Genomic DNA, 19,268 nt, shown 5'->3' with positions numbered 1-19,268 from the left:
TCAATTTTTGGTTTTTAATTGAATACAACACAAAGGTATAACTGACTGGTATTCCAGTAAATGAACAAAAATATGTTTTACTTGTACTTTTTACGCGAGCGTTCTCTAAAATCGGAAAGCGAAGTACCGGTGTACTTTTTGAAAAACCGGCTGAAATAGGCAGGATCGTCGAATCCCATTTCAATACCAATCTCCTTGATTGACATGTCGGTGCTAAATAAAAGCCGTTTGACTTCGGTAATAATGCGATTGCGAATCATTTCGCCGGCTGTTATTCCAGTCGTCCTGCGGGTGACATTGTTCAGACACGAAGGTTGCATGTTTAGCTTTTCGGCATAAAAAGCAACCCCTTTTTCTTCGCGATAATGTTTATCGATTAGCGATTTGAATTCGATAATAGATGAGTTGGGAGCATCGCCGGGTTCAACTTCTTCTTCCTGGCTCTGCTGCTCATAAATGCGGGATGCTTCCAAAAAGAAGAGATTGAGCAAATTAAGGATAATGCTGCGCGAGAACTTGTCGTGCCGGTTGTATTCCTTCATCAACTTTTCCACAATCATCTCGAAGGCAGGAATATCATCATCCGTTAGTGTAACCATACTTTTAAAAGTATGATTGAAGAATATTTCATATTGGTGCACGGGAATATTCGAATCAAAATTCATCCGGATGAATTCTTCATTGAAAATAAACGTGACTCCATCACAGTATTTATCCAGAATCATTCGATGACGTATCCCGGGCGGAACAAATAAAATACTGTTCCCTTTCAAGGTATATTCCACAAAATCGGTGGCATGAACTACTTCGCCCGTTTTTATCCAGAACACTGAATAATAATCATGCAAGTGAAAAACTTCCGATTGGTTTTCCGTTTTGTAATCACATATAGTCATCAGTTTGAAAAACCACTGGTCGTTGGTCCAGCCTTTGTGCGCGTCTCTTCTTTGTATTGCCGGAATTACCATTTTTACACAATTCGTATTTCTGAAGTCATATCCACCACTTCACGGTAGACAGCACTTACCCCACAATACTTCTCTTCGGATAACTGAACAGCTCTTTCCAGTTTAGCCAAAGGGAGATCTTTCCCGCTAAACTGATAAATTACGTGCATCTTATCGTATTTCTTTGGATGCTCGTCGGTTACTTCAGCTTCAACAATTACATTGAATTTATCGGGTATAATCTTCATTTTTCGTAACATCGATATCACATCCATGGCAGTGCAACCTGCTAATGCCAATAGCATGAGTTTCTTGGGACGGGGTCCCTTATCCGTTCCTCCACTTTCTTCCGAAGCATCAATAATAAGGCGGTGTCCGTCTAAAACCGTGTCGAAAAACATGTTTTCATGCCATGCTAAATCCACCATATGTTTCATATAATCAGCGTTTAAGTGTTATTACAGCATTTTTAGTTATTCGAACCGTAAGTTGTATATTTACGAAATCTAAAAACTATTCAATTCAATCGCATTTTCAGAATGAGAAATTATAATGAACCTATAGAGGAGGAGGCCGATCTTTCCAAATTCCGTTTCTTTCAGACATTAACAACAGAGGAAATGGAAAGGTTGAATTACGAAAAGACCTGTTCATTTTACAAAAAGGGAAGCGTAATCTATCGGGAAGGTAACCGGCTAACCGGATTTTACTGTGTCACCCGTGGAATTCTGAAAATTTATAAAACCGGAATCGACGGCAAAGAACAGATCATCCGTTTTGTGAAGAAAGGAGATATTATTGCGTATCGTTCGTTACTGAGTCAGGAATCGGCTTGTACAACTGCCAAAGTAATCGAAGATGCCGTTTTATGCCACATTCCGTATAAAACCTTACTGTATCTGATTGATGAAAACTCGAAGTTTTCGCTGGCTATGTTACGCATTGTTTGCGCCGAACTGAAAGACGCCAATGATTTCATTACGGACATTGCTCAGAAAACAGTTCGCGAACGGCTGGCCGAAGTTTTGTTATTACTAAAGGAGAGTTTCGACCTGGATGATAATAAAACCCTCCAAATTTCGCTTACGCGGGAAGAATTGGCCAATATGGTAGGTACAGCGACAGAATCGGTTATTCGGCTTCTTTCGGAGTTTAAACACGATCAATTGATCGAACTTCACGGAAGGAAAATACGAATCGTCGATTTACCCGGATTAACACGAGTAGCCAACTTATAAAATAGAAAAGCTGTCATTGGAAGACAGCTTTTTTTGTGTTTACTACTTTTTCACAATCCAATCCTCTGGATTCTGTTTTTTGTTCTCGTGCCATATCTGGAACTTCAAAACCGTCTTATTATCTCCCGGATCGGTGTATATCTTTCCGATTTCCTGTTTCGTTTCTACTTTCTGTCCTACCCGAACAAACACGTCACTCAGGTTCGAATACACCGAGAGGTAATTTCCGTGACGAATAATCACAGCTATGTTACCACCGGGTATCGCTACCACACGCGAAACCGTTCCTCTGAATATCGCCCGTGCTTTTTCGCCTGCACTGGTGGTAATGTCGATACCGTTATTCCGCACCATCACCCGCTTCAATACCGGATGCGGATGTTCTCCAAATTCCTCGGTAATTAATCCGCGATCGACAGGCCAGGGGAAACGTCCTTTGTTTTTGCCAAAATCATCCGACAGCTCTTTCTCGGCAGGTGTTAAACTAAAACCCTTTTTGTTTTTGGCTGCGCTTTTCTTTGCTTCTTCTGCAATAATGCGTTCGATCTCCTTTTGAAGACGCTGCTCTACTTCACGCTGCTGTTCCAGTTTTTTCTTCAGTTCGCGCTGTTTTTTTTGCAAACCGGCGTAGTATTGATTTTGCTGAACCTTTTGCTGACGAATTTGAGTTGATTCGTCCTGCTTTTGCTCCAGCATATTTTCTTTCTCTTTCCGCCTTTTTTCCAAATCCGCCAATTTGGCGTCCAAAATATCTTTCACAGCCAGAATGGATTCTACCTGCTTTTTCCGGTAATCGGCGTATTGTCGTAAATAAAGAAACCGTTTATATGCCTGATTGAAATCCTCAGCTGACAACAGGAACAGAAGCTTGCTGTTGGCGTCCGCATTTCTGCGGGCATACCGTATCATTTGTGCGTAATTAGCCCGGATACGTTTCAAATCAGAGGTAAGACCATTAACCACATAGGCATTGTCAGCAATGGAGCTATCGAGGTAGGCAATTTCACCGTTGATTTCGTTTATCAATTGTTCGCGCAACCGGATTTGCTTATTCAGCAGCGCCAAACGATTGAGCGAAGTCTTTGCATTTTTGCTGGTTTCTTCCAGCAACTGATTGGTGTACTTAATCTCTTCGGATGTTTTTTGTTTCTTTTTTCTAAGGTCGGTAAGTGACTGAGCCGAAGCTGTCAGAGCACCTGCCATCACAAAAAACACAGCAATAAAAATACCCGCACACCTACTCATATATTACTTCAGCAAAATTTGTTTGTACTTCGATGGAATCTTAAAATTAAAAGATTCCGGTTGATCAAACGAAATCCGGTTCAATTTTACCTTCACCTGATAATTTTCCTCGCCCTGGTAATTTAGCTGAATTTCCTCCGGAAACCATCGACCATCAATCATTTCGAAATGCGAGAAATCCAGACTCATCGTACGGTTGTAATCGATGTCGTTAAATACCAGCTTTCGTATGACAAACCTATTGGGATCGACATAAATGTCCTGCCGTATTAAATGCTCTTCGTCATACCGGTTCCGATAGCGCTCCAACTTTTCTTCCTTTCGTATTACCTTCCGGAGTTTACGATCTTTCATCGATGAAATCCGGTACATCCCATCGTCGATGATACAATGAAAATCCCTGAAATCACGATCTTTCGGGTCATTTCGAAATGAAAAAAGCTGGTTGGTAAAAATGGCCTCAAACATATCGAAGCCAATATCCATTCCTAACCGCTTTGACAAATAGTTTAACGCACCTTCATAATACTCTTTATCGATATAATAAACGGCCCGGAAGGTATCAGGTGTAATTTCCAGTTTACCTACCGGGATGGTCGCTTTTTGTGCATTGATTTGTATAACACTGTCGCGTTTAATTCGGTATGAAGCCCGAAATGAATGGCTTTTTCCCTGTGCCTCGACACTAACTGCAACACGTTTAACAGCCATGGTTTCATAAGACGGTTCATTTTCCGACACATTCTTCAGAATACGCCCGCAACTCATGTGCCTGATCTTCTTTGCCGTCGTAACTTTTTCAGTCGATTTACATGAAAATAAAAGTGTTGCAATGATGCCAACCCAAACAAAACGAAATACAACTCTCCTGGTAATCTTTAACACGGTCAATTCGGATTTTCTTCGATGTAGGTTTTCTTCTTAATTTTCTCTTTCAGCGTAGGTGAGTCATTCCCCATTTCTTCAGACTTCTTCCAGTTTTCCAAAGCTTTATCTTTCTCTCCCAGGAAATACAGAATATCACCATAATGCTCCAGTAGTACCGGATTCTTGTCATTATCATTCCGAATAGCAGACTCCATGTAGAATTTGGCCAGGCTGTAATCTTTCTTTTTGAAAAGCACCCAGGCATAAGTATCCAGGAATGTAGCATTATCGGGATTAGCCTGTACAACTTTACCACTCAACTTTTCAGCCAACTGCAAACTATCACTTCGTAACGATAAGTAATAAGCGTAGTTATTCATTGCTGTATAGTTTGTCGGATCGAGTTGGACCACCTTATTAAACATAGCATACGACTCCTTCAGTTTCTTCATCTTGTACAACGCTTCTGCACGGTACATGTAAAATTGAGAACTCAACTGATTGTTATCGCCAACATATTGCTGTCCTTTATCCAAAACAGATATTACATCCTGGTATTTTTCCATTTGTAGTGCACCGACAGCTTTCATCACATAGAGCAATGGTTGACTTGGGAAATACTTGAGTGCATCATCACCGTCCGTGTACATGGCTTTCCAATCCTGCAGGTTATTATCGAGGAAAAGTAAGCGTTGCCAATACTGAATATTGTCTTTATTCATCCCAACCACAATGCGCATTTCGTCACGTGCCTTCTCAATTTCGTTGTGCTGAACAAGATAGTCAACATACATGGCCCGGGGACGCTCATCATCCATGTTAGCATTCATCATGGCCTTTAGCAACTCGAGTTCCTGTTCGTCGGTCACCTTGCGGTTGTCCTTCTGAACAATCATCACATACATCTGAATCTTGGTGTCCACATCCAAATTCGGATTTTTGAATGCCATCAATAAGTGCTGATATGCTTCATCCGGTTTTCCGCTTTCGCGATAAAAATTAGCCAGTGAAATCTGGACAAAACCATTATCCGGTTCGATTTGAAGAATTTTATTGTAATTCTCCAATGCTTTAGTACTATCACCATCAGCCAGGTACATATCGGCCAACAAACCATAGTAGCGGGTATCCTTCGGATTGGTTTTGATCAGTCCTTTAATCTCATCAAACGCCTCTTTCTTTTTCCCCATTTTGAGGTAAAGTTGCTGCTTGGCTACAGCAATTTGCTCCAGTGGCCCCGTTGACTGCTGAAGTGCATCGAATGCTTTCAGTGCATCTTCATACTTACCGGCCTGTGCCAGCAACGAAGCGTGATAGTATTTGTAATCATCGTTTCCGGGAAACAAAATCGCCAGCTGTCCGTACTGATCGGCTGCTTTATCAAACTGTTTGTTTTGCTGATAAACGCGGGCCAACATCAAATGATAATATTCATTTTCAGGATTATTGGCAACTGCTTTTTCGAGTAACAGCATGGCACTGGTAAAGTCGCCTTTCGCTATATGAATATTTGCCAGTTCGAACATGGCTGTCGAAGAAGAAGGATCGATTTCGAGACAGCGTGAGAAAATCGGAATAGCTTTATCGAGGTTTCCCAACGCTTTCTGTTTCAACCCTTCAATTAGCAAATATTGAAATTCTCGTTCCTGATCTTTGGTAACCTGGGTTGTTTCCTGAGCCACCTGTTTCTCGGGAGCTTTTTGTGCCACTTTTTTTGTTGTTGCACAAGATGACAAACCAATGAGGGCCAGAAACAATACCCAATAGGTAATCGAATTTTTTCTAATCATGGTGATAATTAATAGCACCGTGTGCCTGTGTATAATTTAATTTTTTCCGGTGTGCCCGAATCCGCCTTCACCGCGAACTGTTTCAACCAATTCGTTCACTTTCACCCATTCCACTTTTTCGTGCTGAGCCACTACCATTTGTGCAATGCGCTCGCCATCGGAAATAACAAATTCTTCGGAGGAAAGATTGATGAGGATAACCTGAATTTCCCCCCGGTAATCAGCATCAATAGTTCCGGGAGAATTCAGTACGGTAATACCTTTTTTCAAAGCAAGACCGCTGCGTGGCCGAACTTGTGCTTCATATCCTACCGGAAGTTCAATAAAAAGCCCGGTGGGAACAAGTGCACGTTCGAGAGGTTTTAAAACAATATCTTGTTTCAGGTTAGCCCTCAGGTCCATACCGGCCGAATGCTCGGTGCTGTAATGAGGCAGAGGGTGTCCTGAATGATTGACAATTTTCACTTCCATATGTTCATTTCGGTATTTAACTCGCTAAGATATAAAACTTAAGCGAAACCAATTAGTTAAAAAATGTTTTGCTCTGTCAAGTCCTAAACAAACAAACGTTTCAGCTCCTTTTTTTCTTTCCAAACCACAAATCCGAGGAAAAACAGAAGAACGATTGTCCGAAGAACATAATGAATGACAACATTCGATACATTGATGTTCACCCCCACAGCATAAAGAATCAGGGCTACGAAAAAATAAAGTGCTACCCTTTTTAGATCGTATTTTACCGGGAAATGCTTTTGACCCAGAAAATAGGAAGCAATCGTCATAAGAACAGAGGCAACCAAAAAAGCCAAAGCTGAAGCCATATACCCCAACACCGGGATAAAGAGTACGTTCAATCCGATGGTAACTATAGCTCCCAAAAGTGCCAACTTAGCTCCATAACTGGTTTTATCTGTGAGTTTATACCAAAGCGACAGTGTATAAAATATTCCCTGGAAGAAATAGCCCATCAAAATGAACGGGACAATTTTCAAACCTTCGTAATAACGGGGACCAATGAAATATTTGGCAATACCGATATAAAGCATGACACCCAAAAAGATGGTCAATCCAAAAATGACAAAGTATTTCATCACCAGCGCATAGGTCATTTTCGAATCTTCCCCTTTGTAATGGGAAAAGAAAAACGGTTCGAACGAGTATCGGAATGCCTGGATGAAAAGATTCATCAATACAGCCAGCTTAAAGTTGGCGGCATAAATTCCCAGTTGTTGCAATCCATCAACCGATTCGGGCAACAATTTCGGCATCAAAATCTTCTCTATATTCTGATTTGCCATTCCTGCCAGTCCCACAATAAGTAAGGGCCATCCATACCGAAGCATCTGCAAAAGCAACTGTTTATCGAAAACCATTTTCTTTCCGACAAAATCGGGAAAGAGCATTAACATCATAACACCCGATGAAATCAGATTGGCTATGAACACGTAACCAATTCCGATGTGAGGATTGTAGATGTACCGGAAAATGGAATATGGATTGGCATCGATGATCTTCGGGCAGTAATAAATCAGGAAAATGTTCAGTCCTATATTTACAGCAATTCCCGTTAATTTAACAAAGGCAAAACGAATAGGGCGGCTATTCAACCGAAGGCGTGCAAAGGGAATGGAGGTAAAAGCATCGAGCGCCACCGTTAATCCCATCCAGCGGATGTATTCCGGGTGGCCTGGATATTCCATCCAGGTAGCAATATTTCCTGAAAAGACAAAAACAGCCAGCACAAACGAAACCGAAGTAACGAACAGAGAAATAAGGGTAGTGGTATAAACTTCATCGGGCTTTTTACTTTTCCCGGCAAACCGGAAGAAAGAAGTTTCCATTCCGTAGGTTAGCAATATCAACAGAAACGCTACGTACGCATATACGTTACTAACAATACCGTATTGTTCCGGAGCAAACATCCGGGTATAGAAGGGAACCAACCACCAGTTAAGAAATCGTCCAATGATACTCGAACCACCATAGATGACGGTTTCTCCGGCCAGTTTTTTTAGTGCGCTCAAATCAGTGCTTTATTAACGGTGAATTATTTTACTTTTACAAATATAAGGTTAGCCGTTGTACATCGAAGAGACTTTGAAAGAAAGCGCAAAAATTTTTAGAGTATTACTCTACCGTATTTATTCATATGAATTGTTGACACTTCACTACCGTGGAAAGCAGTCAACACGAGCGTTCCACGTGAAGCAATTTTAATAAATCCGGCAAAATTGTTAATAACTGCCGAAAATTTTGAAAATTTGTCGCATACCATTACCATTTTTAAATTTCGTTGTTTGTTTACCAGTTGATATGATGAAAAAGTTAGCTGTTCTCACATTAACCCTGTCGTTGACGGGAATTCTTTTATTTCAGTGTTCGAGTACTCCGAAGCGTTCCCGCAAGCCGGTAACAGCTATCGAAATTCTACCGAAAAGCAAATACTACCCGCAGGGAACTCCCATTACCATAAAAACAAGAACCAACGTAAAGAACGGTATCATCCAAAACATCAAGGTGGAAGTGGACGGAAAAAGTTATTTCAGTGGTAAGACGCTCGAAAACGAAATTAAGGTTTCAACGGACGAAATGGCGATGGGCAAGCATTCCATAAAAGTTATCGCCATAAAAACAGACAGCGTAACCGGAGAAAACTATAGCGATTTTATCGTGGTTTCGGATACTAAACCAGTTGATTACACATATAAAATCACCGCTACTTATCCGCATAATACCAAGTTTTTCACCGAAGGTTTGCTAATACACAACGGCTACTTATACGAAGGAACTGGTGAGAAAGGCCAATCGGTAATTGCCAAACAAGTGTTGAAAACCGGAAAAATACTGCAGGAGAAAAAGCTGGATAAAAAATACTTTGGTGAGGGTATTACGATTCTCGATAACAAGCTGTATCAGCTTACTTACAAGGCCCAAACCGGCTTTATTTACGATGTAAAAACATTTGATAAAACAGGACAATGGCATTACGAAGCCAAAGAAGGCTGGGGGATGACGAACGATGGTACGAATCTCATCATGAGCGATGGAACGGAAAACTTACGCTTTCTCAATCCCGATAATCAACAAGTTTTAAAAACTATAAGTGTTTATGACGACAAAGGCCCTGTTAAATACCTGAATGAGCTCGAGTATATCAACGGAGAAATTTGGGCCAACGTGTGGACGACGAACACTATTGTTCGAATCAATCCCAACAATGGAAAAGTATTGGGAAGAATTGATCTAACCGGTTTACTCAGTGTGATGTACCGCGACGAAAATAAACCGATTGATGTACTGAACGGAATTGCCTGGAACGCTAAAACCAACGCTATTTACGTTACTGGAAAACTGTGGCCAAAGCTTTTCGAAATTGTCCCTGTTAAGAAATAGTTGACACGAGATAAAAAGACAAAATGAAGGCCGGTATTTGAGTAGTACCGGCCTATTATTTTTAAAACAACGATGGGTTGTCTCCGTCAATTTTGGCTCTGCCCAGATGGTGATAGGCAAGCTCTGTAGCTTCCCGTCCCCGCGGTGTACGTTTTAAAAATCCTTCTTTTATAAGGAAAGGTTCGTACACTTCCTCAATGGTTCCGCCATCTTCACCAACGGCAGTGGCAATCGTACTGATTCCAACCGGTCCGCCTTTAAACTTGTCAATAATTGTCGTCAGAATGCGGTTATCCATTTCATCGAGGCCGTGCTTATCAATATTGAGTGCTTCGAGGCCAAAACGCGTGATTTCGATGTCTATTTCGCCGTTTCCCTTCACCATAGCAAAGTCACGTACCCGACGAAGGAGAGCGTTCACGATTCGCGGCGTACCGCGGCTTCTCGAAGCTATTTCAAGCGCAGCTTCGCGATTGATAGGAACATTCAGGATCGAAGCCGAACGTTCAACAATGCCCGTCAAAATCGCTGTATCGTAATATTCCAGGTGGCAGTTGATTCCAAAGCGAGCACGCAGCGGACTTGTCAATAAACCGGAGCGCGTCGTAGCACCAATCAGCGTAAACGGATTTAATTCCAGTTGAATGGAACGGGCACTTGGCCCTTTATCGATCATGATATCGATCCGGTAATCCTCCATTGCCGAATAAAGATATTCTTCTACCACAGGACTCAAACGATGTATTTCATCGATAAACAGCACATCGTTTGCTTCCAGATTGGTTAGTAAACCTGCTAAATCGCCTGGTTTATCCAACACCGGTCCGGACGTCAATTTCAAATTAACGCCGAGTTCGTTGGCCAGAATATTTGAGAGGGTAGTTTTCCCGAGTCCGGGCGGGCCATGCAACAAAACATGATCAAGTGCATCACCCCGCATGAGCGCAGCTTTTACAAATACCTGCAGGTTTTCAACAATCTTAGCCTGTCCTTTAAAGTCGTTGAAGCGAAGCGGACGTAACTTATTATCAAATTCACGTTCAGTTTCAGAAACCTGATTGCCCCTGAGATCAATAAAGTCGCTCATAATATAAGGGATTCTTTACCAGGTAAAGTTAGTGAATGAAGGGAGGAAAACAATAATCAGACAATTTTGAGACTCAGTAAAATCTCATTCAGCTGATTCATATCAAAGGGTTTGGCAATGAATTCATCCATCCCCCACGAAAGGCATTTTTCACGGTCGTTATCGAGTGTATTGGCAGTAACAGCGATGATAGGAGTATATTCACTTAACTTATTCGCTTTCTCAATTTTCCTAATCTCCCTGGTTGCTTCCAATCCGTCCATCACCGGCATCATAATATCCATCAGAATCAAATCAAATTTCTTCTCTTTGAAAAGATTCACAGCTTCTAAACCGTTGTTGGCAATAGAAACTTTATGGTTATACTTCCGCAGATTGTACGTCGTAATTTTCTGATTTAGAAAATTATCCTCCACCAGCAGTATAGACAGCCCTTCTTTATTTTGATCTTCAATTTTCAAATCAGCAGAGTTTAGAATCAAATCCCTTTACTTATTAATATGATTTTTATGTAAAAGGATACCCTTTGAATTCAAATAATTTTCAAAGTGGTACTACAAATAAATCTATTCGGAGAGAAATAAACAAATCCGAAAAGAGCATCTTCATTTTATATTATTAGAAGTAAAGTTAAAATTTTAAAAAGATGATGTTAATGATATACGGTTTATAACGCTTAAAAGTTCATATTTCTTTTGTTGTAATACTCCTTATTAACTTCATTTTTTACAATTTTGACAAGAAATGAACATAATGGTGTTTTCTTAATCAGTATTTTACTGTGATTTTAACAGGCTGTTAAGATCGTTTTGTGAATAGCTGTTTATTTTGTTGAACGGTGTTAATTCAGTGAAAAAGGCGTTGATTTTTTAGGGTGAAATTGATCGCTAACTTTTTTGGATCTTGAAATGGGTAGCGTTAATGAAAATATTCATCTATTCGCCAAAAATATTTTTCAGATTTTGTTTTTATTTTTTAACATGATTGAAACATTCTATTTCAACATAGGAGTAAGAAATACGCTTTTCATACAGAAAAATGTAGTGAAAAACAGGATTTTGTGAGGTTATTAACGTTGTTGATTTCTGTTGAAAACACTGGATAGGTAAGAATTTTCTGGTGTTAAACCGTCGGATTTCTTTCGACCGTATGGAGTGAGGAAGTCAAGCTAGAGGTTATTACATAATATGTTACAATGAAGAATAAGAAGCGCTTTGTTATTGATTCAGAAATTGCTGCTGAGAACGTCGATTTAAGGCAGAAATTGAAGTACAATATTCGGCAGTATGATAACGCTTTCCAGTCCGGAATTAGTCGTTTTGCCAATCACGATGCGCTTCGAAAAAGAGCTTCTGATTTAAAGGACAAAGTAGTTTCTCACCTCGACGATTACCTGGAGGAGTTTGAAAAGAACGCTCTGGCAAACGGTAGTCAGGTATTATGGGCGAGAGATAAGGATGAGGCAATCGAATTGATAACTGACATCTTGTTGAAAGAAGAGGTTAAGCTCGTGGTGAAGAGCAAGTCGATGCTCAGTGAAGAGATCCACCTGAACGAAGAGTTGGAAAAGTTGGGAATGGTTAGCCAGGAGACTGATTTGGGCGAATTCATTGTGCAAACAGCTGGCGAACCACCGTTTCATATTGTCACGCCGGCTATGCACAAGTCAAAGGAAGATGTAGCTGAACTTTTTCACGAACATTTTAACACACCTACCCAGTCAACGCCTGTTGAGTTGACCAACTTTGTTCGCGAGAAATTGAGAATTCCGTACCAGGAAGCCGGCGCAGGAATTACAGGCGCTAACTTTTTGATTGCTGAAAACGGAAATGTTGCGTTAACTGAAAATGAAGGGAACGGGGTAATGAGTACGTCTTTTCCGAAAACACATATCGTTATTGCGGGAATTGAGAAGATAATTCCTTCGATGAAGGATTTAGGATTTATCTGGCCGTTGTTGGCCGGGCATGGTACGGGGCAAAAAATATCTGCTTATAACACCGTTTTTACCGGACCTAAGAGAAAAAGCGAAGAGGATGGCCCCGAAAAGCAATTTATTATTCTTATCGATAACGAACGTTCGTCGATGCTGGATACCAACGAACATTGGCAGGCTTTAAAGTGCATCCGGTGTGGCGCTTGTTTGAATGCTTGTCCTATCTATAAAGTGGTTGGCGGATATACCTATAATACAGTTTACAGTGGGCCAATTGGATCGGTAATCACTCCTTTTATGAAGAATTTTGCCGAGTTTGGTCACCTAAGTACAGCCTGTACGCAATGTGGAAAATGTGATGAAGTTTGTCCTGTTATGATTCCATTGCCCAGATTATTACTTTTAAACCGAAAACTAACTAACGAAAATGGAGGGAATGATTGGCGATGGGACACAGGAATGAAATTTTTTGAATACATTAGCTCTAACCGAAAACGGATGGATGTGACACAGGGTAGTTTGAAGAATTCAGCTGTTTCGCTAACCGCTAAAAACTTAATGGGAAAAAATAAATCGATGCCGACTTTTGAAGAGCTCTCCTTTTCGCGGCAGTGGAAAATAAAAGGTAAAAACGGATGATGTTATCAAAAACTTGTAAATACGCTGTTCGTGCTGTCATTTATATGGCAGCCAACTATAATGAAAATCAAAAATGTGGAATAAAAGTACTGGCGGAAGAATTGAAAATTCCGGCTCCTTTCTTAAGTAAAATTCTGCAAAAGCTTGCCCGGTTTAATGTTTTGGTTTCCAATAAAGGTCCCAATGGCGGTTTTGCGCTGGCTGCGCCTCCGGATCAGATTTCATTATATAAAGTGGTAGAAATTATCGATGGTAAGGAGCTGTTTGAGAGTTGTGCTCTTTCTGATGATACTTGCGACGGCCGCAGGGAAGCGTCTCATGTATGTGCGTTACACGATAGTTATTCTGATATTCGCAAACAGTTGATAAGTACCTTCAAGGACAAAATGATTGCGGACTTGCTAACGGAAGCTGGCAGTTTCCCTGGAAAAATGAAATTTTAACTCAGCCATTTTCCTACAAAAGTATTTTTGAGCCAGTACAGGTAAATTAGTGTACCGGTGATAGCTCCTGTTGTATTTGCTGCAAAATCACCCCAACTACAATCACGGTTGATAGGTAACTCATATTGAAGAATCTCGAGTAAGCCGCCTATAAAGATTAACAACAGGGCATTTATCAACAGAATTTTCTGGTTGGAATATTTTTTGAATTGATGAAAGTATCCGGCAAGTAGCATTGACATAACGAAATACATCGTGAAATGTACTACTTTATCGAAGTAAGGAATTGACAACAAAGACAGTTTTGGAATGTCGCCTGCCGGTGTTAAGGTTAAATAGAGAATAACGATAAACCAGCCAATAATTTTAATGTACTTTTGCATTTTGATTTACATTGAATTGCGAATATACAAAAATGGCGGGCATATACTTCCACATACCTTTCTGTAAAACGCATTGTCATTACTGCGACTTCCACACGAGTTGCCGTCTTGCTGACCTGCCAGGTGTCATGGAGGCAGAGTTCAAAGAACTTTCGCTGAGAAGGAATTATCTCGGTGATGAGATTGTTGACACCATCTATCTGGGGGGAGGAACCCCTTCCCTTTTGCGATTGGAATACCTGAAAAAGATACAAGAATCAGTGCACTCATTGTTCAAAGTCAGCAATGAAGCAGAATGGACTATTGAGGCTAATCCCGATGATTTAGAGCAAAAGTATTTGTACGATCTCCAAAAATCGGGGTTTAACCGACTAAGCATCGGGACACAAAGCTTCGACGAAGAGATACTAAAATACCTGAATAGGCGCCATAATGCGCAGCAATCTGTTCGTTCGGTCCTTCTGGCAAGGGAAGCCGGTTTTCAGAATATATCAGCCGATTTAATTTATGGTATTCCCGGACTAAGTAAGGAAGCCTGGGAGCGCTCAGTTGATACGGTTGTTGATCTGGATGTGGAACATGTTTCGGCTTACCACCTCACTTATCACGAAGGCACCGTTTTATATCAGCGTTTGCAGGATGGCAAACTCAGCGAAGTTCCCGATGAAGTAAGCTTGGAGCAATACGAGTATTTGGTATCGGCTTTGAAAAATGCCGGTTACGAACATTACGAAGTAAGTAATTTTGCCAAACCAGGTTATTATTCCCGTCACAACTCTGCTTACTGGAAAGAAAAGAAATATCTGGGCATTGGCCCTTCTGCTCACAGCTACGACGGCCTATCGAGACAGTGGAACATCCGTAGTAATCCGCAATATGTTCAGTTGATCAATGAAAATCAGAAATTTTTCGATATTGAAGAACTGAGCGAAGTTGATCGGTACAATGACTACATCATCACTTCGCTTCGGACGATCTGGGGCATCGATATCCGGAAGATTGAAACGGAGTGGAATAGTGAGCTTGGAAGGCATTTTCATAAGTCGCTTGCTAAATATCGCGGAACTGATTTGGTATTTGTAGAGAACGATATTTTCAGGTTAACCGAAAAAGGAATTTTTGTTTCCGATCGCATTATGGAAGATTTCTTTTATGCCTGATTTTGTAATTTAGTTGTATTCCGGAAGAGAAGACTGATGAAAGAGTGGAAGGAAATAGACATACTGTACAACGCGCTTCGCCGACTGTATTACCGTAATAAGATCCTCTTGGGAGTTATTCGGTTGGTGCTTGTTGTTGTAGGATTGTCGTTTCTACTTATTGGTTTACAGCAACTCTACTATTTTGGTTCTGACGCCAGGACAGTTCTTTTTTACTTCTTCATTTTCGTGGTAATTAGTCTCTTTGTCTTTTTTGTTGGTTTGCCTTTTTTCAAATTGTTCGATTGGCTTCCAGGTGTTACACCGACAGAGATTAGTAATGTTTTGAAAACTCGTTTTTTTGGTTTAGAAGATCGGTTTCAGAACATGATGGAGTTGAAATCAGTCTACGAACAGAATAACGGAAATGATCTCGTAATTGCAAGTATTAAGCAAAAGCTTGAAGTTGTTCAGAAATATCCGCTCAAAGAAGCTTTCCGGTTTCGGTTACCGCAAATGGAAAAGTGGAGTTTAACTATGGCAGCTGCGCTTTTCCTTTCTTTTAGTCTCTTTAGGCCTGGCTTCCTAATAAAAGGATATCATCAATACGTCCATTACAATCAGGAATTTTCACCTGCTGCTGACTTTTCATTTGTGCTCCTAAATGATTCACTTTCTGTTAAAAAGGGACATTCATACAAAATTCGTGTTCGTTTGCAAGGAAGCAATTTTCCTGCGCATTTGAACGTGGTGATGAATGGAAATCAATTTGCCATGCAACCTGTCGGCGATGGTTCATATAATTATACCATTGGAAATGTGTATCACGATTTACAGTTCCAGTTGAATGGCGGACCATATTACTCCGGTGTTTATGGTATCAAGTGTTTGGCGGTTCCTGTTATTAGGTCATTCACCGTCAATGTTATCCCTCCGAAGTATACGTCTATGGCGTCTAGAACACTCGAGAATCAGGGTGACGCAGAAATTCCTGCCGGAAGTAAGGTGAAATGGACGCTAAACGCCGTTGATGCTGATTCTGTTTTTGTTTGTTCAGGTTCACATGCCGAACAGATGGTCAGACAGGATGATGGGAGTTTTCGTTTAGACTCGACGATATTAGGGAATACCGAGTACTTTTTCAGGGTAAAGAATGTAAATTTCACGGATGACGGTTTGGTATATAATTTAAAAGTGCTGAAAGACGAATATCCGTCCATCGCTGTTAAGCAGGTACAGGATTCCGTAAATCTTACAGCTTATTATTTTCATGGAAGAATATCCGACGATTATGGGATCAATAATGTGAAATTTCACGTCGTTGGTAACGAGCTCGATTCGACATCTAATGTTTCCGTGCATCCAAACCAAAACCCACAGGATTTCTTCTACGGATATAGTTTCAAAGGGTTGAAGCCTGGCGTTTATCAATATTGGTTTACAGTGGCCGATAATGACAAGCTCCATCATTTTAAGAAGAAACAAAGCGAGGTGTTTACGTTTCGTTTTCCCGGATTTCACGAAGTGGAAGCGGAAAACAAGAAAGGCTATCAGCGGCTTGAAGACAAATTGAATGAAGGGAAGGAAGCGGCCCGGAAGATACAACAGGATTTCGGAAAGATGCGAAATAAGATGTTAAGCGGTCAACTTACCGATTGGGAAAAGAAACAAATATCGGAAGGAATTAGGCAACAGAACAGCCAGCTTCATCAGTTGATGGATAATGTGAGTAAAGAGAATCGAGAACTGAATAATTTGTCGAAGAATTTCTCACAGCTGTCACCTGCTTTGTTGGAGAAGCAAAAGCAAGTAGAGCAGTTGATGGATCAGCTTTATTCCGATGACTTGAAAAAGTTGTTTGACGAGTTGAACACGCTCATGAACCAGTTTGACCAAAAGAAATTCAACGAGTTAACTAAGGACATCAATTATCGGTTGGATGATTTAAGTAAGCAGTTGGACAGGAACATCGCTTTGTTGAAGAAAATGCAGGTAGAAAAGTCCATTCATGACATTGAGAACAATTTACAGGAGCTGGCAAAACAGCAAAAAACTTTGTCCGACTTGATGAAAAAAGGCGGTCGTTCCAAAGAGGATTCTTTGTTAGCTAAGCAAGACGAAGATATTAAAGCTGCCTTTTCAGCAATTGATTCTGTAATGAAGCAGAATGGCGAATTAGAAAAGCCTTATTCGATTAACAAGTCAGGTTCGCTCCGGAAAGAAATAAACGATGATATGCAATCGCTTTCTGAAAAGAAGGAAAGCCGGAATAAGCGTAGTGATACTTCTGACCGGATTAGTCATTCCTTGAAGAAGGTAGCCGAGAATTTGAATAAGAGTATGTTGTCGTCACAGATGGAAATTGATTGGGAACAGGTTCGGCGGATTCAATACCTCGCGGATAATATTCTGACTTATTCATTTCAGCAGGAGAATTTGATGGAAGAGATGAAGGGAGTTTCTGCTTTGGATCCCGCGTTGACAGGCTATCTCGACAAGCAAAAGAATCTGGTGCAGTTTGAGGAACAGTTGCGTGATACGCTGTACCTGTTGTCGAAGCAGGCACCACAGATTAATATGCAAATAGGCAAGGAGTCGCTCAATTGGAAATATTATACCGATAAGGCACTTTCGGGTTTAGAGGAGAGTCAGTATCAAAAAGGAAGGATTAATCAGCAGTTTTCAATGACGTCGGCTAACAACCTGGCGTTGTATCTTTCAGAGGCATTGCAGCAAATCATGGATATGATGAAGAATGCACAGCCCGGCGATGGTACCTGCAATAGGCCTGGCGGTAAAAGCAGTTCAATTCCCAGCCTGGCAGAGCTTCAGAAAAAGCTAAAGCAGCAAATGCAGGGGATGTTGGATGACCTTAAGAGTGGCCAGAATCCAGGAAATGAACAGATTGGTGAAATGTTGATGCAGCAGGAGATGATTGAGCAGGCGATTCGGGAGCAGGTTTTGAAAGGTAATTTAGGTCCGGATGTCGAGAAGCAGCTGAAGGAAGCGCAAAGGTTACTCAATCAAAATAGAAATGATTTGGTAAGTAAAAACGTTACCCAACAGACAGTTAAGCGACAAAATCTTATATTTGAACATTTATTGGATGCAAAAAATGCCAAAATGCAGCGTAATTCAGACAACGAAAGAGAGTCTGAAACAGCTAAAAATCAATTGGTAAGTCATCCCCAAGAGTTTTTTGAGAAGGAGGCGAAAAAGGAAGATGAGCTTGACATAATTTCGAGGTCATCGTGGAGAATGAACTATTTTTACCGTGAAAAGTTTAATTCTTATCTAAAAAATATTAATGGTCGGTAATGTAATCAAACGGCAATTGGAAATTCAATCCCGCATCGAGGAGTTGAAAACGTGTCTTAAGGTGTGTCACGAGATGCGTGATTCGTTGTCGCTTGATTGTGAGACCTATTTTTCTTTTCAGACTTCGTTGCTTGAGGCTGTTCAAAATGCGATTATACATGGGAATAAGTCTGATGAGAGTAAGAAAGTCAAGATCGATTTGGAGGTAGATGAATCTACAATCCAGGTTCGTATAGAAGATGAAGGAAAAGGTTTTGACCCGGAATGTGTTGCTAATCCTACCTGTGGCGATAATATAACCAAGGAAAATGGCAGGGGAATATTTTTTATTAAAAACCTTTGCGATGGGTTTGAGGTTATCGGTAAAGGGAATGTCGTCAAATTGTTAATCCGTATTTAGTCGTGAATATTCAGTTTTACAACGAGGATGTGGAATTACCCCATCTCGATATCGAACGCGTTAAAAAATGGCTTGTTTTTGTAGCCAAAAAGCATGAAAAAGAAATAGGTGAGCTGAGTTACATTTTCTGTAGCGATTCGTATTTGTTGGAGGTGAATCGACAATACTTAAGTCACGATTACCTGACTGATATTATTACGTTCGATTATACCGAGTGTGATACGGTGTCAGGTGATGTGTTCATCAGCACCGAAAGAGTTGCCGATAATGCTATTGAGTTTAATGTTTCTTATGATGAAGAATTACTTCGGGTTCTTGCTCATGGCATTTTGCATTTAATCGGATTCAATGATAAAAATGAGAATGACCAGGAGGAAATGACGCTGCAAGAAGACGCGTCTATTTTAGATTATCATAATATTGAAAAATAAAGAAAAGAGAAT

The 19,268-nt window shown here is 40.6% G+C and carries 18 protein-coding genes; 8 read left to right on the top strand and 10 right to left on the bottom strand.

Translation table 11 applies throughout. The features are described 5' to 3' along the window. Window positions 1-77: 77 nt before the first annotated feature. Complete coding sequence (locus CLV93_RS04545; RefSeq protein WP_106540990.1) at window positions 78-968, bottom strand: helix-turn-helix domain-containing protein; 891 nt, start codon at window positions 966-968, stop codon at window positions 78-80. A 2-nt stretch (window positions 969-970) separates the two neighbouring features. After that, window positions 971-1,384, bottom strand: a complete 414-nt coding sequence (locus tag CLV93_RS04540) for an OsmC family protein (protein WP_106540989.1) — start codon at window positions 1,382-1,384, stop codon at window positions 971-973. Window positions 1,385-1,486: 102 nt separating this feature from the next. On the opposite strand from CLV93_RS04540, the gene CLV93_RS04535 reads away from it, so the two are divergent. Further along, a complete protein-coding gene (locus CLV93_RS04535; RefSeq protein WP_106540988.1) occupies window positions 1,487-2,185 on the top strand; it encodes a Crp/Fnr family transcriptional regulator in 699 nt (232 codons plus the stop codon). Window positions 2,186-2,227: 42 nt separating this feature from the next. Here the strand turns inward: CLV93_RS04535 and CLV93_RS04530 are convergent, their stop codons facing one another. From CLV93_RS04530 to CLV93_RS04510, 5 genes are all read right to left on the bottom strand, one after another. Then, window positions 2,228-3,430: a murein hydrolase activator EnvC family protein gene (locus CLV93_RS04530; protein ID WP_106540987.1), complete on the bottom strand. Its 1,203-nt coding sequence runs from the start codon at window positions 3,428-3,430 to the stop codon at window positions 2,228-2,230. A 3-nt stretch (window positions 3,431-3,433) separates the two neighbouring features. After that, on the bottom strand, window positions 3,434-4,315 hold the full coding sequence (gene lolB1, locus CLV93_RS04525; RefSeq protein ID WP_486187517.1) for a lipoprotein insertase outer membrane protein LolB1: 882 nt from the start codon (window positions 4,313-4,315) through the stop codon (window positions 3,434-3,436). Between the two features lie 2 nt (window positions 4,316-4,317). Beyond that, window positions 4,318-6,087 (bottom strand): tetratricopeptide repeat protein, encoded by a 1,770-nt coding sequence (locus CLV93_RS04520; RefSeq protein WP_106540985.1) that lies wholly within the window; start codon window positions 6,085-6,087, stop codon window positions 4,318-4,320. Window positions 6,088-6,123: 36 nt separating this feature from the next. Continuing rightward, a complete protein-coding gene (gene dut / locus CLV93_RS04515; protein ID WP_106540984.1) occupies window positions 6,124-6,558 on the bottom strand; it encodes a dUTP diphosphatase in 435 nt (144 codons plus the stop codon). Window positions 6,559-6,641: 83 nt separating this feature from the next. Then, window positions 6,642-8,111: a lipopolysaccharide biosynthesis protein gene (locus tag CLV93_RS04510; RefSeq protein WP_106540983.1), complete on the bottom strand. Its 1,470-nt coding sequence runs from the start codon at window positions 8,109-8,111 to the stop codon at window positions 6,642-6,644. Between the two features lie 289 nt (window positions 8,112-8,400). Between CLV93_RS04510 and CLV93_RS04505 the strand changes: the two genes are divergently transcribed. After that, window positions 8,401-9,480 (top strand): glutaminyl-peptide cyclotransferase, encoded by a 1,080-nt coding sequence (locus CLV93_RS04505; protein ID WP_106540982.1) that lies wholly within the window; start codon window positions 8,401-8,403, stop codon window positions 9,478-9,480. Between the two features lie 61 nt (window positions 9,481-9,541). On the opposite strand, the gene ruvB is transcribed toward CLV93_RS04505, so the two are convergent. Both ruvB and CLV93_RS04495 read right to left on the bottom strand, forming a co-directional pair. Then, entirely contained in the window at window positions 9,542-10,567 is a 1,026-nt protein-coding gene (gene ruvB / locus CLV93_RS04500; RefSeq protein WP_106540981.1) for a Holliday junction branch migration DNA helicase RuvB, read from the bottom strand. Between the two features lie 56 nt (window positions 10,568-10,623). Then, a complete protein-coding gene (locus tag CLV93_RS04495; RefSeq protein ID WP_228492049.1) occupies window positions 10,624-11,028 on the bottom strand; it encodes a response regulator in 405 nt (134 codons plus the stop codon). Window positions 11,029-11,762: 734 nt separating this feature from the next. Between CLV93_RS04495 and CLV93_RS04490 the strand changes: the two genes are divergently transcribed. After that, the gene (locus tag CLV93_RS04490; protein ID WP_106540980.1) at window positions 11,763-13,142 is read left to right on the top strand and encodes a lactate utilization protein B; all 1,380 of its coding nucleotides are present in this window, start codon (window positions 11,763-11,765) and stop codon (window positions 13,140-13,142) included. Continuing rightward, window positions 13,139-13,585 carry an RrF2 family transcriptional regulator gene (locus CLV93_RS04485; protein ID WP_106540979.1) on the top strand — a complete coding sequence of 149 codons (447 nt, stop codon included), beginning with the start codon at window positions 13,139-13,141 and terminating at the stop codon, window positions 13,583-13,585. Before CLV93_RS04490 ends, CLV93_RS04485 begins: the two co-directional genes overlap by 4 nt. On the opposite strand, the gene CLV93_RS04480 is transcribed toward CLV93_RS04485, so the two are convergent. Then, window positions 13,582-13,968 carry a VanZ family protein gene (locus tag CLV93_RS04480; RefSeq protein ID WP_106540978.1) on the bottom strand — a complete coding sequence of 129 codons (387 nt, stop codon included), beginning with the start codon at window positions 13,966-13,968 and terminating at the stop codon, window positions 13,582-13,584. The genes CLV93_RS04485 and CLV93_RS04480 overlap by 4 nt on opposite strands. Before the next feature lie 32 nt (window positions 13,969-14,000). Here CLV93_RS04480 and hemW point away from each other — a divergent pair, with 32 nt between their 5' ends. From hemW to ybeY, 4 genes are read left to right on the top strand one after another with little or no spacing between them, the layout of a single operon-like run. Then, window positions 14,001-15,128, top strand: a complete 1,128-nt coding sequence (gene hemW, locus CLV93_RS04475; protein WP_106540977.1) for a radical SAM family heme chaperone HemW — start codon at window positions 14,001-14,003, stop codon at window positions 15,126-15,128. A 36-nt stretch (window positions 15,129-15,164) separates the two neighbouring features. Continuing rightward, window positions 15,165-18,425 (top strand): DUF4175 family protein, encoded by a 3,261-nt coding sequence (locus tag CLV93_RS04470; protein WP_106540976.1) that lies wholly within the window; start codon window positions 15,165-15,167, stop codon window positions 18,423-18,425. Continuing rightward, the gene (locus CLV93_RS04465) at window positions 18,415-18,825 is read left to right on the top strand and encodes an ATP-binding protein (RefSeq protein WP_106540975.1); all 411 of its coding nucleotides are present in this window, start codon (window positions 18,415-18,417) and stop codon (window positions 18,823-18,825) included. Before CLV93_RS04470 ends, CLV93_RS04465 begins: the two co-directional genes overlap by 11 nt. A 2-nt stretch (window positions 18,826-18,827) precedes the next feature. Then, window positions 18,828-19,256: an rRNA maturation RNase YbeY gene (ybeY, locus tag CLV93_RS04460; RefSeq protein ID WP_106540974.1), complete on the top strand. Its 429-nt coding sequence runs from the start codon at window positions 18,828-18,830 to the stop codon at window positions 19,254-19,256. Window positions 19,257-19,268: the final 12 nt, after the last annotated feature.

Source organism: Prolixibacter denitrificans (genome assembly GCF_003014495.1).
Taxonomy (GTDB): Bacteria; Bacteroidota; Bacteroidia; order Bacteroidales; family Prolixibacteraceae; genus Prolixibacter; species Prolixibacter denitrificans.
This window is presented reverse-complemented; position numbering and strand designations above follow the sequence as displayed.

Excerpts from the sequence above, each read along its gene's own strand:
- CLV93_RS04545 (WP_106540990.1), bottom strand. The coding sequence starts at position 968 with ATGGTAATTCCGGCAATACAAAGAAGAGACGCGCACAAAGGCTGGACC.
- CLV93_RS04540 (WP_106540989.1), bottom strand. The coding sequence starts at position 1,384 with ATGAAACATATGGTGGATTTAGCATGGCATGAAAACATGTTTTTCGAC.
- CLV93_RS04535 (WP_106540988.1), top strand. The coding sequence starts at position 1,487 with ATGAGAAATTATAATGAACCTATAGAGGAGGAGGCCGATCTTTCCAAA.
- CLV93_RS04530 (WP_106540987.1), bottom strand. The coding sequence starts at position 3,430 with ATGAGTAGGTGTGCGGGTATTTTTATTGCTGTGTTTTTTGTGATGGCA.
- CLV93_RS04520 (WP_106540985.1), bottom strand. The coding sequence starts at position 6,087 with ATGATTAGAAAAAATTCGATTACCTATTGGGTATTGTTTCTGGCCCTC.
- dut (WP_106540984.1), bottom strand. The coding sequence starts at position 6,558 with ATGGAAGTGAAAATTGTCAATCATTCAGGACACCCTCTGCCTCATTAC.
- CLV93_RS04505 (WP_106540982.1), top strand. The coding sequence starts at position 8,401 with ATGATGAAAAAGTTAGCTGTTCTCACATTAACCCTGTCGTTGACGGGA.
- ruvB (WP_106540981.1), bottom strand. The coding sequence starts at position 10,567 with ATGAGCGACTTTATTGATCTCAGGGGCAATCAGGTTTCTGAAACTGAA.
- CLV93_RS04490 (WP_106540980.1), top strand. The coding sequence starts at position 11,763 with ATGAAGAATAAGAAGCGCTTTGTTATTGATTCAGAAATTGCTGCTGAG.
- CLV93_RS04485 (WP_106540979.1), top strand. The coding sequence starts at position 13,139 with ATGATGTTATCAAAAACTTGTAAATACGCTGTTCGTGCTGTCATTTAT.
- CLV93_RS04480 (WP_106540978.1), bottom strand. The coding sequence starts at position 13,968 with ATGCAAAAGTACATTAAAATTATTGGCTGGTTTATCGTTATTCTCTAT.
- hemW (WP_106540977.1), top strand. The coding sequence starts at position 14,001 with ATGGCGGGCATATACTTCCACATACCTTTCTGTAAAACGCATTGTCAT.
- CLV93_RS04470 (WP_106540976.1), top strand. The coding sequence starts at position 15,165 with ATGAAAGAGTGGAAGGAAATAGACATACTGTACAACGCGCTTCGCCGA.
- CLV93_RS04465 (WP_106540975.1), top strand. The coding sequence starts at position 18,415 with ATGGTCGGTAATGTAATCAAACGGCAATTGGAAATTCAATCCCGCATC.